This window comes from Sphaerisporangium sp. NBC_01403, assembly GCF_045040145.1.
Taxonomy (GTDB): Bacteria; Actinomycetota; Actinomycetes; order Streptosporangiales; family Streptosporangiaceae; genus Sphaerisporangium; species Sphaerisporangium viridialbum.
The window spans coordinates 3,004,246-3,017,639 of the sequence record NZ_CP109534.1 but is presented as its reverse complement, the minus strand read 5'-3'; the positions used below and the strand labels follow the sequence as shown (position 1 = coordinate 3,017,639).

15 protein-coding genes are annotated in these 13,394 nt (G+C 72.7%); 5 read left to right on the top strand and 10 right to left on the bottom strand.

Annotation, left to right across the window (positions count from 1 at the left end; genetic code table 11):
* Positions 1-60 precede the first annotated feature (60 nt).
* A complete protein-coding gene (locus OG589_RS13700; protein ID WP_405149152.1) occupies positions 61-2,211 on the bottom strand; it encodes an alpha/beta hydrolase-fold protein in 2,151 nt (716 codons plus the stop codon).
* Between the two features lie 301 nt (positions 2,212-2,512).
* On the opposite strand from OG589_RS13700, the gene OG589_RS13695 reads away from it, so the two are divergent.
* Positions 2,513-3,166, top strand: coding sequence for an HNH endonuclease family protein (locus OG589_RS13695; protein WP_405149150.1), 654 nt, complete (start codon positions 2,513-2,515; stop codon positions 3,164-3,166).
* A 20-nt stretch (positions 3,167-3,186) separates the two neighbouring features.
* On the opposite strand, the gene OG589_RS13690 is transcribed toward OG589_RS13695, so the two are convergent.
* From OG589_RS13690 to sigJ, 3 genes are all read right to left on the bottom strand, one after another.
* Positions 3,187-3,561 (bottom strand): VOC family protein, encoded by a 375-nt coding sequence (locus OG589_RS13690; protein ID WP_405149148.1) that lies wholly within the window; start codon positions 3,559-3,561, stop codon positions 3,187-3,189.
* Between the two features lie 71 nt (positions 3,562-3,632).
* Positions 3,633-4,061: a protein phosphatase gene (locus tag OG589_RS13685; RefSeq protein WP_405149146.1), complete on the bottom strand. Its 429-nt coding sequence runs from the start codon at positions 4,059-4,061 to the stop codon at positions 3,633-3,635.
* A 9-nt stretch (positions 4,062-4,070) separates the two neighbouring features.
* Positions 4,071-4,967 (bottom strand): RNA polymerase sigma factor SigJ, encoded by an 897-nt coding sequence (sigJ, locus tag OG589_RS13680; protein WP_405149145.1) that lies wholly within the window; start codon positions 4,965-4,967, stop codon positions 4,071-4,073.
* Between the two features lie 34 nt (positions 4,968-5,001).
* Between sigJ and OG589_RS13675 the strand changes: the two genes are divergently transcribed.
* A complete protein-coding gene (locus OG589_RS13675) occupies positions 5,002-6,144 on the top strand; it encodes an FAD-dependent oxidoreductase (RefSeq protein WP_405149144.1) in 1,143 nt (380 codons plus the stop codon).
* On the opposite strand, the gene OG589_RS13670 is transcribed toward OG589_RS13675, so the two are convergent.
* Both OG589_RS13670 and OG589_RS13665 read right to left on the bottom strand, forming a co-directional pair.
* Complete coding sequence (locus OG589_RS13670; protein WP_405149142.1) at positions 6,132-6,305, bottom strand: hypothetical protein; 174 nt, start codon at positions 6,303-6,305, stop codon at positions 6,132-6,134. The genes OG589_RS13675 and OG589_RS13670 overlap by 13 nt on opposite strands.
* A gap of 29 nt (positions 6,306-6,334) precedes the next feature.
* Entirely contained in the window at positions 6,335-6,823 is a 489-nt protein-coding gene (locus OG589_RS13665) for a MarR family winged helix-turn-helix transcriptional regulator (RefSeq protein WP_405149140.1), read from the bottom strand.
* 56 nt (positions 6,824-6,879) lie between these two features.
* Here OG589_RS13665 and OG589_RS13660 point away from each other — a divergent pair, with 56 nt between their 5' ends.
* Positions 6,880-7,662, top strand: a complete 783-nt coding sequence (locus tag OG589_RS13660; protein WP_405149138.1) for an alpha/beta fold hydrolase — start codon at positions 6,880-6,882, stop codon at positions 7,660-7,662.
* Positions 7,663-7,716: 54 nt separating this feature from the next.
* Positions 7,717-8,043 (top strand): hypothetical protein, encoded by a 327-nt coding sequence (locus OG589_RS13655; RefSeq protein WP_405149137.1) that lies wholly within the window; start codon positions 7,717-7,719, stop codon positions 8,041-8,043.
* A 49-nt stretch (positions 8,044-8,092) separates the two neighbouring features.
* Here OG589_RS13655 and OG589_RS13650 read toward each other — a convergent pair whose 3' ends face one another.
* Together OG589_RS13650 and OG589_RS13645 are read right to left on the bottom strand one after the other, a co-directional pair.
* Entirely contained in the window at positions 8,093-8,647 is a 555-nt protein-coding gene (locus tag OG589_RS13650) for a signal peptidase II (RefSeq protein ID WP_405149135.1), read from the bottom strand.
* A gap of 775 nt (positions 8,648-9,422) precedes the next feature.
* Positions 9,423-10,220: a metalloregulator ArsR/SmtB family transcription factor gene (locus tag OG589_RS13645; protein ID WP_405149134.1), complete on the bottom strand. Its 798-nt coding sequence runs from the start codon at positions 10,218-10,220 to the stop codon at positions 9,423-9,425.
* 118 nt (positions 10,221-10,338) lie between these two features.
* On the opposite strand from OG589_RS13645, the gene OG589_RS13640 reads away from it, so the two are divergent.
* A complete protein-coding gene (locus tag OG589_RS13640) occupies positions 10,339-12,315 on the top strand; it encodes a BTAD domain-containing putative transcriptional regulator (RefSeq protein ID WP_405149133.1) in 1,977 nt (658 codons plus the stop codon).
* 203 nt (positions 12,316-12,518) lie between these two features.
* On the opposite strand, the gene OG589_RS13635 is transcribed toward OG589_RS13640, so the two are convergent.
* Positions 12,519-12,677, bottom strand: a complete 159-nt coding sequence (locus tag OG589_RS13635) for a hypothetical protein (RefSeq protein WP_405149132.1) — start codon at positions 12,675-12,677, stop codon at positions 12,519-12,521.
* A 153-nt stretch (positions 12,678-12,830) separates the two neighbouring features.
* Positions 12,831-13,358: a DinB family protein gene (locus OG589_RS13630; RefSeq protein WP_405149131.1), complete on the bottom strand. Its 528-nt coding sequence runs from the start codon at positions 13,356-13,358 to the stop codon at positions 12,831-12,833.
* Between the last annotated feature and the right edge of the window lie 36 nt (positions 13,359-13,394).

Sequence of the window (13,394 nt, the reverse complement as noted above, 5' to 3'; positions counted from 1 at the left end):
CAAAAGCAGCACGTGGTGCCGGAGAATGTCGCGCGGTGGCGTCGTTGAATACTCGCACGGTCAAGAGGCGGGCAGGCCGGTCGCCGGGTCCACCAGGGCGGTGAACACGTCGCCGTTGCCCGGTGCGGTGGCGCCGGCCGGTGTCCCGTAGGTGAGGCCGGTGACGAGCACCCTGCCGTTCGGCCCGGGGGCGGCGAACAGGTCTGGCTCGGCGAACGGGTCCACGCCGTCGTCGCGCGCCGACCCGAACTGCGCCGCCGCCGCCTGCTTGCCCTTTCCGGACAGGCGCACGGTCAGGACGTCGGCCTGCCCCGCCATCACACCGACCCGGCCGCGGGTGTACCCGATGACCTCGGCCTCGCCGCCGGGCAGCGGCACGACGGCCGCTCCCGCGTCCGTGGCCGGGGTCGCGACGGTGGTGGTCCACTTCTGCTTGCCTGCGGTGGTGTAGGCGACGGCGAGCAGGTCGCCGCCGACGGCGCCGGTCGCGACCACGAGCCCGCCGGTCGTGACCGTCACGGCGTTCAGGCGGTCGTCGCCGGCGCCGCCCGCCGTGGTCACCCAGCGCTTGGTCCCGTCGGCGTCATACCTCGCGATCCAGCCGTCCTGGCCGCCGAGCGCCGTGGTGCCCGGCAGCCCCGCCGGTCCGCCGCCGACCACGTACGCGCCGGTGGCGTCGGCCGCCACGCCGTACGCCTTGTCCTCGCCGGGGCCGCCGAGCTGGCGTACCCAGGCGACCTGCCCGCCGGGCGTGACGCGGGCGAGGATGGCGTCCTTGTCGCCGCTGTTCGCGCCGGACAGCGCGCCCTTGGTGTACCCGGCGAGGTACGCCCCTCCGTCGGAGGCGGCCGTCAGCCCGTAGACCCGGTCCGCGGCGCCGGCCGCGCCGAACTGGGTCAGCCACCGCACCTTGCCGTCCGCGTCCAGGCGCACCGCGAAGGCGTCGTCGGTGGTGTTGCCCGGGTGGTGACCGTCCAGGTCGCCCTTTGTGTACCCGGCGGCGAGGACGCCGCCGTCGGGCAGCGCGGCCACGCCGTACAGGCGCTCGTCGGCGGCCGTGCCGAACTGCCGGGTCCATCGGGCCGCCCCGTCGGGGCCGAGGCGGGACAGCACGACGTCCAGCCCGCCCGCGTGGCTCTGGCCGTTCACCGCGCCGCTCGCCGCGTACCCGAGGGTCGTCGAGCCGTCGGCGTGGGAGGCGGCGCCGCCCGCCCAGTCGGTGCCGGGGGTCCCGTGCAGCGGAGCGGGCAGCCCCGCCGGGGGGACGACGCTCAGCGCGGGGCCGAGATCGGCCATGCCCTGCTCGAACGCCGGTCCCCAGACACTCCAGTCGTGGCCCCCGTCGAGGATGCGCATCTGGGCCGAGACGCCGGGCACCCGGCGCGCGGCGTTGTAGAGGGCCTCGGACTCGAAGTCGAGATCGTGCCGGGCGTCGGCGGGGTCGGGGTTGGCGTACTCGTCGTCGCCCACCGCGATGAACAGCCGCACGGGCAGGTCGGGGTCGACCTCGGTCAGCAGCCGCGGGTAGTTGAGCCGCTGGTACACCTCGTCGTCGAACTTCTCGCCGCCGAGCCCGAACGCGCCGTAGTCGCGGGCCGAGGAGTCGCCCGGCGGCAGCGGGGTGTAGACGGCCGGGCTCAGCACCAGGGCGCCGCCGAACAGGTCCTGGTGGGCCAGCGTGTACCGCAGCGCGCCCGCGCCGCCCATGGAGTAGCCGCCGACGATCCGCGCCGTGCGGGTCGCCGCGGTGCGGTAGGTGGCGTCGACGTGGTTCACCAGGTCGCGGGTGAGCGCGGTCTCCACCGGCCTGCCGGGAATGTCGCCCCCGGTGTACCGCGAGTCCACGTACCAGTTGCCGCGCTCGCTCCAGGGGGCGTCGGGCATCACCGCGATGAGCGGGGGGATCCGCTTGTCCTGGATCATCTCGTCCAGGGTGTCCTTGGCCTGGGTCCAGGACTGCAGCGAGTCGCCTCTGCCGTGCAGCAGGTACAGCACCGGATAGCGCTGGCCGCCCCGCGCGTAACCGTCGGGCAGGTACACGTTGTAGGCGACGGGCTCGCCGAGTGCGGCGGAGTACGCCGAGGAGGCGGTGATCGTGCCGGTCTTCGCCTTCCCTCCCCGCGCCTCGGTGGGCATCACCGTGTACGCCGTGCACACCGCGAGCACCAGGGCTGCCAGAACGCCGAGCACCCGCCATCGCGAAACGACCATCTGGCCACTCCTTCACCGGGGCCGGAGGGGGTCCCCAGTCTGAGGGCCGGAGTGCTGTAAACGTTTACAGTCACGCTCCGGCCCGACACGTCTTGGGTTAAGAGGTTTCCGGTGAGTTTCGCGGGCCGTTTCGGCCGTGTCAATAGGGCAATTCAGTCACGACACCTGAAAACAGACCCGTCGATATCAGGCCCGGATCGGGGTGGCCTCCGCTCGGTCTGTTCACCTCGGAGGGAAAACCGCACTTCAAGAGTGGTTAAAGCGGGCCCGGTGGGTGATCGTCCGGCGATATCCGTAGCGTATGCCTGTCGCATTCCCGCAAGGTCTCGCCGCCGCCTGCCTGCCGGCACTGTTGCTGGCGCCCGCCGCCGGTCCGGCGGCGGCCCCGGCGCCGCTGCCCGAGCCGTCGCCGGCCTCGGTCGCGCGGGCCGAGCTCGCCGAGCTGGTGGTCCGCCGGCCGGGCTCCCTGAAGGGGTACTCCCCCGCGCAGTTCCCGCACTGGGTCGAGCAGGGCGGGAACTGCGACACCCGGGAGGTCGTCCTCGACCGCGACGGCGAGAACGTCAGGGAGGGCCGCCACTGCCGGGTGGTGTCGGGAATCTGGCACTCGCCCTACGACGGCACGACGCTGAGGTCCGCAGGGCGGGTGGACGTCGGGCACATGGTGCCCCTGGCCGACGCGTGGCGCTCCGGAGCGGACGCCTGGTCGATGACCCGGCGGCAGGAGTTCGCCAACGACCTGGTGCACCCGCAGCTCATCGCCGTGTCCAGTGCCTCCAACCGGGCCAAGGGCGACCAGAGCCCGGCCCAGTGGCGTCCGCGGCGTTCGTACTGGTGCGTGTACGCCAGGGCGTGGACGCACGTGAAGCACCACTACAGGCTGACCGTCACCGCGAAGGAGAAGACCGCGCTCGACCGCATGCTCGACACCTGCCCGGACCGCCAGCATCCGTGAGAAACCCGGCGCCGCCGGTGCTAGACGCCGCGCTCGGCCTGGCTGCGCTCGATGCAGAACTCGTTGCCCTCAGGGTCGAGCAACGTGACCCAGCCGGGCCCCTCCGCGGTGCGGTGGTCCTCGTACAGCTTGGCGCCGAGGGCGATGGCGCGCTCCACCTCCTCGTCGCGGGTGCGCTCGGTGGGCACCCAGTCGAGGTGCATCCGGTTCTTCACCGTCTTGCCCTCGGGCACCTGGATGAACAGCAAGCCGGGCACGGGCGAGGGAGCCTCGACGAGGACCTCGGGGTCGCCCGGCGCGTCCTCTCCGGACACCGGCCACCCGGTTACGGCACTCCAGAAAGTCGCGAGCTCGAAAGGATCGGCGCAGTCAATGGTCAGATGGCGAGGCATCATGACGCCGAGCCTAGTGTCGTGACCCGGCAGGCCGTCCGGGGCGGCGCGATCGGCCGCCGACGAGGCGGGCCCTACCGGAAGCGCGCGACGAAACGGCGTTGCCAGGGTGTCTCCACCGCGTGCGAGGAGTAATGCCTCCTGACGTAGGCGACCGCCTCGCGGTTGGGCACCCCGTCCAGTACGGCGAGGCAGGCCAGCGCCGTGCCGGTCCGTCCCGATCCCCCGGCGCAGGCGATCTCGACGCGTTCGGTCGCGGCGCGTGCCCATGCCTCGCGCAGCGCGTCCCCGGTGGCGGTGCGGTCGGACGGCAGCCAGAAGTCCGGCCAGCGAAGCCAGCGAGACTCCCACGGGACCGGGGGTGGTTCGCGGCCCAGCAGATACAGCGCGAAGGCGGGCTGCGGCCCTGACGGCAGGGGGCGGCGGAGCCCGCGGCCGCGGACGAGCCGGCCCGAGGGCAACCGCAGCACGCCCGCCATCGTGGGCTCCCAAGCAGCGATCATGGAGCGAGCCTAGCCCTCCCAGCTGTGCGGACCGGGATCCCAGGGCCGGTCGATCAGGCCTACCCGTTGAAGCTTCGCCGGGTTGACCACCAGGTTCATCTCGGTGATCTGGCCGGCGGACATCTCGATGCCGACCACGCCGATCACCTTGGTGTCCAGGCTCAGCAGGTACCCCTCGCCGCCGGCCAGCCGCACCGGCCGTACCTCCACACCGGCGTAGCGGCGAACGAGCCCGGCCAGCAGGGTCGCGACCCGTTCCGGGCCGTGCACCGGCACGCGCGCCGCGAGAACCTCTCCCCCGCCGTCGGAACGCAGCACGACCTGGGGATCCAGCAGGGGGAGCAGCTCCGCCAGATCACCGTCCGCAGCGGCCTTGAGGAATATGGCGGTGATGTGCCGATGCTCCTCGGCGGAGACCGGTACGCGTGGCGGCGCCTCGCCGCGTACCCGCCGGCGCGCCCGTGACGCGAGCTGCCGGCATGCCTGGGGGGTACGGCCGACCACGGTCGCGAGCCGGTCGAAGTCCATGCCGAACACGTCGTGCAGCACGAACGCGACCCGTTCGGCGGGTGTCAGGCTCTCCAGCACCAAGAGCACTGCGGTGCGCACCGACTCCCGTAACGCGGTGGCCTCGCCCAGATCCGAATCGTCGTACCCCGCCAGCGGTTCGGGCAGCCAGGTGCCGATGTAGGTCTCGCGGCGGGCGCGGGCCGAGCCGAGCATGTCGAGGCAGATGCGAGACGTCACCGTTGTGAGCCATGCCCGCGGGTGTTCCAGGTCGACGGGCGCGGAGGTGCGCAGCCGTACGAACGCCTCCTGGACGGCATCCTCGGCGTCCGTGGCGCTGCCCAGCAGGCGGTAGGCGACCGCGAACAGGTACCGGCGGTGCTTGCTCCAGTCGTCCATGTCACACGATTGTGGCCTACGTCGTCACCCGGTCATGCAGAGGATCATCACCGTTGCCGGCGGCGGGCTCGCCGGACTGGTCGCCGCCATAACCTGCGCCGAGGCCGGAGCGCGGGTCCGGCTCCTGGAGGCGCACCACTCTCTCGGCGGGCGAGCCCGCGCCACCGCACCGCCGTACGTGGCCCACGACGGCCCGCATGTGCTCTACTGCGACGGGCCCTGGTGGCGTTGGCTCGCCGAACGCGATCTGCTGGGCCCGTTCTCCGGGGTGCCGCTACGCGGCCTGGCCGGGTTCCGGTTCCGCCACGACGGCCGGATGCGGCGCACCCCACCGGCGGCCCTGCTGCGGGTGCTCGCGCGGCGCCGTCGACGCGCACCGGCCGACGTCGACTTCCATACCTGGATCCGCGGCCACCACGGTGAGCGGGCCGCGTCTGCCGCGTCGAACCTCATGGGTGTCGCCACCTTCGACGCCGATCCGGGCCGGCTCTCGGCCGCGTTCGTCTGGGAGCGGCTGCTGCGGGTGTTCGCGCCGAACCCGCCCGCCCGCTACCTCACGGGCGGCTGGACGGGTCTCGTCGACCGGCTCGCGGGCCGCGCCCGTGCCCTCGGCGTCGTCATCGAGACCGGTGCCCGTGTGACCGGCTTGCCCGCTTCGCCGGTCATCGTGGCCACCTCGCTGGACGCCGCCGGACGCCTGCTCGGCACGGCGCTGCCCGGAGTGCACAGCGGCCGGACGCTGCTGCTGGACCTGGCCGTACGCGCCGACCGCCGTGACGCCTTCGTCGTGTCGGACCTGGACGCCGCCGGCTGGCTGGAGCGCTACACCCTTCCCGACCCGAGCCTCGCGCCGCCCGGCGAATCGCTGATCCAGGCACAGCTACCCCTGCGGGAGGGTGAGGGCAGGGCCGGCGCGCTGGCCCGGCTGGAAGGCCTGGTCGGCCAGGCGCTCCCCGGCTGGCAGGAGCGGGTCACCTGGCGGCGCCACAGCATCGCCAACCGCCGCACCGGCGCGCTGGACCTGCCCGGCCGTACCTGGCGTGACCGGCCGGCCGTGGAACGCGGTGACGGCGTGTTCCTCGCCGGTGACATGGTCGCGGCGCCCGGCCTGCTCAGCGAGGTGTCCTTCCACAGCGGGATCGCCGCCGCCCGTGGCGCGCTCGCTCACCGGCCCTGAGCGGGGACCTGGCCCCGCTCCACCACGGCGCCGAGGTGCCGCAGGCCTTTGTCGCCGCGCTCGGCCCGCGCGTTGCTGCCGCCGGCGCAGGGCTCCCCCGGGCCCGCCGACCGGCTGGTCGCCGCGCTCGCCGGCCGCACGGCCCTCCTGGTCGTCGACAACTGCGAGCACCTCGGCGGGAACCCAGAGATTATTTCTTGACTGCGGCTGCCGGGTCTTCGGCATGCCGGTTGCGCAGACGAGTGAGCGCCTGGGGAGACAGGTGTCGCGCGAGCTGCTCCAGCAGGGAAACGACCTCGGCGACCAGGTGAGGATCGGCGGCGCCCAGGACTTTGGCCAGGGCGGTGTCGATGGAGGTCGAGCGGACCTGTTCCACCCGGCCGGAGATCTCAGGAGAGGGCAGGATACGCAGACGGCGGCGGTCGCGCGTATCGGGTTCGGTGACCACGGCGCCGGCCTCACGGAGCCGGGCCACCGCCGCCGACACGGCGCTTTGCGGCAAGCCGGTGCGGGTGACGATCTCGCTGATCGCACTGCCGGGATGTGCGCGGATGTCGCTGACCACGATCAGCACGCCCCGGATGCTGCCCGGCTGGTCGCCGAGTCCCTCGGTGGGCAGCGCCTCCTCGCCGATCTTCATCAGCGTGCGCCCCAACAGGAAGAGATCCACTCCGTTCATGCCTCAACTATACATCGGATTTGATGTATCAAAATTGATGGAATATGGTCGAAGCCATGAACTCCCTCCACCACGAGGTGCGTGGCACCGGTCCGATGCTCCTGATCTCCCAGAGCGGCGAAGGCGACGCCGACCGCACCGTCGACCTGGTCAACCAGCTCGCCGACGCCTTCACCCTCATCACCTACGACCGCCGCGGCCTGTCCCGCAGCCCGTCGAGCCGGGGCGTGGCGATGGCCGAGCACGCCGAGGACGTGCACCGCCTGCTGGCAGGGCTGACCGACGAGCCGGTGGCGATGCTCGGCTGCAGCCTAGGCGCGGTCATCGGCCTGCACCTGGCCGTCCGCCACCCCGGGCAGATCAGCACGCTCATCGCGCACGAACCGGTCGCCCCCCGCCTGCTGCCCGCCGGCGAGCGTGCCCGCCACGAGGCGGAGCTGGCCGAGATCCAGGAGCTCTACCGCCGCGACGGGCTGGCCCCCGCGCTCAAGGCCGTCGCCGCCGTGCTCGGCATCGATCCGGCCAACCCCGACGCCGAGCCCGGCCTGGCCCCGCAGCCGATGACGCCGGGGCGGATCGCCAACTTCGACTTCTTCATCGAGCACGACTTCACCGCGGTCCTTCAGGACACGCTCCCGGCCGGCGAACTGGTCTCCTCCCCGACGCGGATCGTGCCCGCGGCCGGCCGTACCACGCCGCGGACCGTCTTCGATTACCGCTGCGCCCAGGAACTGGCCGCACTGCTGGGCACGGAGCTCGCCGAGTTCCCCGGCGGGCACAACGGCAACACCAGCCACCCCCGCGCTTACGCCGCCCGCCTGCGCGAGCTTCTCGGGTGAGCCGGACTTCGGCCCTTCGCGCGAGTCAGGTGGCCGGGAGCGGGTCCTGGCCGCGTGTTCGCCGAGTTCGAGGTCGACCTCCTGCGGATGAGGACCCGGGAGGGCATGGCCGTCGCCAAGGCCAAAGGCAAGCTGCGCGGTAAGCAGCCCAAACTGTCAGCCCGCCAGCAGGCCGAACTACGCCGCATGCGCGACGCCACCCGCGACGGCGCGGAGTACACCACGGCCCTGCGCGCCGAACAGGCCGGGCTGACCGTCACGACGGGCGATGAGCTCGGCGAACCGTTCTGTGACGAGGACGTCATCAAGAACGGCCTGTCTGGCCTGGAAGGCCCTGACACAGCCCCCGGTGCCCGCTGGATCACCTGGAGCACCCCCTGAGGCCGACCGGCTGCGCGACGAGCGCGTCCCCGGGCCCGGCCTGACGGGGTCAGGCCGGGCCCGGGTGAGAGCTGGGGTCGGCGGCGCCGGTCTCGCGGCTGCCGTCGAACTGGACACCGCGGACGCTGAGGACCATCAGGAGGCCCGCGGCGCCGACGAGGAAGATGTCGGCGACGTTACCGACGAAGAAGCCCTTGTAGTCGATGAAGTCGACGACGTGGCCGTGGGCGAAGCCCGGGTCGCGGAACAGGCGGTCAAGGAGGTGGGAGGCGGCGCCGCCGAGCGCGAGACCCAGGCCGAGGGCCCAGGCGGGCGAGCCGAGTCGGCGGCCGTAGTAGAGGATGCCGGTGACTATGCTCGCGGCGGCCACGGCGAACACCCAGGTCGAGTCACGGCCGATGGAGAACGCGGCGCCGGGGTTGTAGAGCAGGCGGAAGTCGATGAGGCCGGGGATCACCGTGATCGGGGCCCGGTCGGTGAGCGCCGACACGGCCCACAGCTTTGACAGCTGGTCCGCCGCGACGACCGCCAAGCCGACGGCGACCATCCACAGCCACAGTCCGTGCGCCCGCGCCGGGGTTCGCTCGCCCGCCTCACCTGTCATGCCGCCTCCACCGTCGCGGATCCGTCACGCCCTGATCCTCCGCACCCGATCCTATGAGGAAGCATGACTTCGTCGACGCGGCACCAGATGACGAGAAAGGTCTTCACTGGAGCGACAGAGCAAAAGTAGTAGCTGTGAGTGATCGGCTCCCATCATCCGACGGAGAGTCCGGACCGCATCGTGGCTGTTCATCGGCCTCGCGAGAAGAGCGGTATCCCAGACGACTGCGGAGCGCTATGGCTTCGCATCCACTCGACGATTGGCGCGATGGCCTTTTCGACCGGCTGGGCGGCGAACCTGGCCAGCAGCTTGACGACGGTCTTGGCGGGCTGCTTGAGGCTGTCGGTGCCGCTGTTGGTGAAGCCGGGGTGGCGCAGCAGGTAGCGGGTGCGGGCGTCCGGGTGGTCGGCGGCGTACGCGACGCCCAGGAGGTCGGCGGCGCGCCCGCCCTACAGCATGGCCTTGATGCCGCCGTAGCCCTGCTTGAGCGACAGGTCGTCCCAGTGGATGCGGCCCTTGGTGACGCCGACGCCGCAGATGTTCACGATCACCGGGTGACTCGGACGCTCGCGCGGCGGCCTGACCAGGCACGCTCGCCGTTCAAGATCATCCCATTGCCCCTTTGGCGCGTATCTGGGTCACACCCCGAGCTGGGTGTCCAGGGACTGGCGGACGGTCGAGGCGCGGGCGTATCCGATCTGTACGTGCCCGGCCGGCTCAACCTCTGCCGCCGCGGGCCGGGGCGGCCGCGCCCGTGCGGTGAGCGTCGGCCGGGTCAGGCGTACAGGCCGGTGCCGGTCTCCAGCAGCGTCTTCAGGTCGCTGAGCACCTCCGGCCAGCCGCCGCCGGCGTTCTCGACCGCGCCCGCGACCTGCGCCCCCGTCTGCGGCGCGTCGTGCACGTCGTGGGTCAGGGTCAGCGAGCACACGCCGTTCTCGCCCTCTTCGATCTCGTACGTGAGCCGCGTGTGGACCTCGTCGAGCCAGGTCGGCCGCCAGGTCTGCACGAGCCGGCGCGGCGGGTCGGCCTCGACGACCTCGCCCTCCACGACGCAGTCGGTGGGGTTCATGCCGGGCATGTGGTCGCCGGCGAGCGCCCGGAAGCCGCCGCCGGGACGCAGGTCGTAGTCGACCGGGCTGCGGTAGCCGTACCGCCGCGTCCACTCCGGGTCGACGATCGCGGTCCAGATCGCCTGCGGGGTCGCCTTGATGTAGACGCGGTGCACCTGGACGGTCGTGCCGGTCTCGGTGGTGATCATGGTGTTCTCCAACTCGGTCTTCAGATGGGCGAGCGCCGACACCTGGAGCTCGGTGTACTTGTCGATCCAGCGGTCGTGGATGAGCCGGATGGGCACCACGTTCAGGAAGTGCAGCTTCTCCCGGCCCGACCTGCGCGTGATGACGAGACCGGCGTCCTCCAGCAGCCGGAGGTGCTTCATCACGCCGAACCTCGTCATGTCCACGTCGGACTCGAGGTCGGACAGTGTCCGGCCGTCGCGCGTGAACAGCCTGTCGAGCAGCCGCCTGCGGGTCGGGTCGGCCAGCGCCTTGAAGACGCGGTCGTCGTCGTTCACGCCTCGAAGATAGGTGACCAAATAGTCACATGTCAATCATCGCGGCCCGTAGGCGATGGGCATCCGACGAGCGCGCTACCGTGACCAGGGGCGATACCCTCGGAAAGGGCGGTCAAGGGTGCGGGTCGAGTTCGGGGTGCTGGGACCGGTAGAGGCCTGGGACCACGCCGGAGACCCGATCGCGCTCAAAGGGCCGAGGCACCGCGCGGTGCTGGCCCGGCTGATCGTCGCCCGCCGCCGCGTCGTACCGGTCGGCCACCTCGTCGAGGACCTGTGGGACGATCCGCCGCCGGGGGCGGTCAGCGCGGTGCGCACCTTCGTCGCCGCGCTGCGCCGCGCGCTGGAACCCCGGCGCCCACCCCGCACTCCGGCCCGGCTGCTGGTCACCCAGGGCCCCGGATACGCGCTGCGCGCCGAGCCGGACGCGGTGGACGCCTGGCGTTTCGAGCAGGCGGTGGCCGCCGCCGCGACGCTGCCGCCCAAGGACGCCCTCGCCCGGCTGGAGGAGGCGCTCGGATGGTGGCGCGGCCCCGCCTACGCCGAGTTCACCGAGGAGCCCTGGGCCCGCGCGGAGCGCTCCCGCGTGGGCGAGTTGCGGCTGCACGCCGTCGAGCGGCAGGCCGAGGCCCGGCTGGCCCTCGGCCTCGCCGCCGAGGCGGTGCCCGACCTGGACGCGCACGTGGCCGAGCATCCCTGGCGCGAGGACGCCTGGCGGCTGCTGGCCCTAGCGCTGTACCGCGCCGGCCGCCAGGGCGACGCGCTCGCGGTGCTGCGCCGTGCGCGAACTCTCATGGTCGAGCAGCTCGGGGTGGATCCCGGCCCGCCGCTGCGCCGCCTGGAGGCCGACATCCTCGACCAGGCCCGCCACCTCGACCCCGCGTCCGGTGCGGCCGGCGCGGCGGGACGGGTGTGGGCGCGGGCGGCCGCCGCCTACGACCGCACCGTGGCATCCGGCGCCCGGGCCCGGCTGGAGTCGACGGTGGGCCTGCTGCGCAATCTCGCGGTGACCGGAGGCGGCGGCCTTCAGGCGGCCCGCGAACACCGCGTGGCGGCCATCACGGCGGCGGAGGAGCTGGAGGACACCGAGCTGACGGCCCGCGTGATCGGCGCCTACGACGTCCCGGCGATCTGGACCCGCGTGGACGATCCGCCGCAGGCCGCGCGTGTCGTGGCGGCGGCCGAGCGCGCCTTGGCCCTGCGGCCGCCTGGCGCGCACCCGGCGGCGCGGGCCCGCCTGCTGGTCACGATCGCCCTGGAGTCGCGCGGCACCCGCTCACCCCGTGGGCCACAGGTGGCCAGGCAGGCGGAGGAGATCGCCCGCCGCCTGGACGATCCCGCGCTGCTGGCGTTCGCCCTCAACGGCGTGTTCATGCAGACCTTCGACCGGACGGGGCTGGCCCCGCGCCGGGACGAGATCGGAGCCGAGCTGGTCGCCCTGTCCGCCCGGCACGGCCTGGTCACCCACGAGGTGCTCGGGCACCTCATCCGGCTCCAGGCCCGCAGCGCCCTCGGCGACTTCCCCGGAGCCGACGGGCACGCGACCGCCGCCGACCGCCTGGCCGAGCGCGACGAGCTGCCGCTGGTGGGCGTCTTCACCCAGTGGTACCGGGCGCTGCGGCTCGCGGCTACGGGGCGGGCACCGGTGGCCGTGGTGGAGGCGGCCTATCGGGACGCCGCCGCGCGGCTGGACGGCGCGGGCATGCCCGGGCTCGAACGCGGACTGCTCCCGCTCGCCCTGCTGTGCCTGCGCCTGCGGCACGCGCTGCCCGTACAGGCCGCCGAGGACACCGACTGGGGGCCGTACGAGCCGTGGGCCCGCCCGCTGGCGCTGCTGGAGCAGGACCGCCCCGGCGAGGCCGCGGCCGCGCTGCGCCGGCTCCCGGACCCGCCCCGCGACCTGCTGTCGGAGGCCCTGTGGTGCCTCGCCGCGCGGGCGGCGGTCGCCGTCGGCGACCGGGAGACGATGGAGCGCGCCCGCACCGGGCTCACCCCCGCGGCGGCGGAGCTGGCCGGGGCGGGCAGCGGCCTGCTCACCCTGGGCCCGGTCTCCGAGCACCTCGACGACCTCGCCACCGCCCTGCGGCACCCCCGGTGAGCCGGATCGAGTGCTCGGGGCCGGCCGGCAGGATGAAGTCCCAGCTCGGGCCGTGGTGCCGGCCGAGGCGGGATCTCGTTGAAGTCGTACTCCCGTCTCCCTTGAAGAAGATCGTACGCGAGCTCCCAAGGAGCATGGCAGGCCGGAGCGAAGGCGGGGAGAGCCGGCTCCATACCCGTTTCGCAGGGTCACTTCACCGGAGATCAGTCCAGGCCGCCGACGACCAGGAACACCAGCAGGGCGGCCATGGCGAGAGCGAAGGCTCCGAGGGCTGTGACGGCGGCCACCGTGACGACGCTGGTCAGGCCGGCCCACCTGTCGAGATCGTGTTCCGCGACGCCCGCACCTTCGCGCTGCTCCACGATCGCAAGCTAACACCTGCAAGGACCCCGGACAACGGAGATCGCCTGCGCCGTGTGGCCGGCAGTGGTTCAGCCGCGGCCCTCCCGGTCGGCCAGGTGATCGCCGCCCACCGGCCCGCGGGTGCCGAGGGCGCGGTATCTGGCGTTGAGGGCTCAGTGCCCGGTGGCGCCGTCGATGCGTTCGCGTAGGAGGTCGGCGTGGCCGTTGTGGCGGGCGTATTCCTGGATCATGGCGGAGTAGACCCAGCGCAGGCTCATCTCGGCCTCGCGGCGCGGGTCGATGAAGGTCTCGTCCAGTGAGCGTCCCGAGGTGGTCTGGCGGACGAGCTCGATCTCGCGGGTGTAGGCGGCGAGGTCCGATGGCGCGTCGGCGGTCTCCACGTCGAACTCGGCGTCGAGGTCGTCGTCGCTGCAGTACAGGTAGCCGACCCGCTCTCCGGCGAAGCGGGTGCGGAACCAGTCGCGCTCGACCTCGGCCATGTGGCGGACGAGGCCGAGCAGCGACAGCCGCGACGGCTCTACGCAGCGCAGCTTGAGCTGCTCGGCGGTGAGCCCGGCGCACTTCCACAGCAGTGTCTGCCGGTGGAGGTCGAGCCACGCGTCCGCGAGCGTGTGCTCGTCGCCTGTCAGCGCGGCCAGCGGTTGGTTGACACGGGTGATCTGCGGAGCGGTCCAGGTCATGGCGATATCATGCCTTCGCGTCCCGCCCATCGCCTG

Coding starts and splice junctions, on each gene's coding strand:
- OG589_RS13700 (WP_405149152.1), bottom strand. CDS start 2,211: ATGGTCGTTTCGCGATGGCGGGTGCTCGGCGTTCTGGCAGCCCTGGTG.
- OG589_RS13695 (WP_405149150.1), top strand. CDS start 2,513: ATGCCTGTCGCATTCCCGCAAGGTCTCGCCGCCGCCTGCCTGCCGGCA.
- OG589_RS13690 (WP_405149148.1), bottom strand. CDS start 3,561: ATGATGCCTCGCCATCTGACCATTGACTGCGCCGATCCTTTCGAGCTC.
- OG589_RS13685 (WP_405149146.1), bottom strand. CDS start 4,061: ATGATCGCTGCTTGGGAGCCCACGATGGCGGGCGTGCTGCGGTTGCCC.
- sigJ (WP_405149145.1), bottom strand. CDS start 4,967: ATGGACGACTGGAGCAAGCACCGCCGGTACCTGTTCGCGGTCGCCTAC.
- OG589_RS13675 (WP_405149144.1), top strand. CDS start 5,002: ATGCAGAGGATCATCACCGTTGCCGGCGGCGGGCTCGCCGGACTGGTC.
- OG589_RS13665 (WP_405149140.1), bottom strand. CDS start 6,823: ATGAACGGAGTGGATCTCTTCCTGTTGGGGCGCACGCTGATGAAGATC.
- OG589_RS13660 (WP_405149138.1), top strand. CDS start 6,880: ATGAACTCCCTCCACCACGAGGTGCGTGGCACCGGTCCGATGCTCCTG.
- OG589_RS13650 (WP_405149135.1), bottom strand. CDS start 8,647: ATGACAGGTGAGGCGGGCGAGCGAACCCCGGCGCGGGCGCACGGACTG.
- OG589_RS13630 (WP_405149131.1), bottom strand. CDS start 13,358: ATGACCTGGACCGCTCCGCAGATCACCCGTGTCAACCAACCGCTGGCC.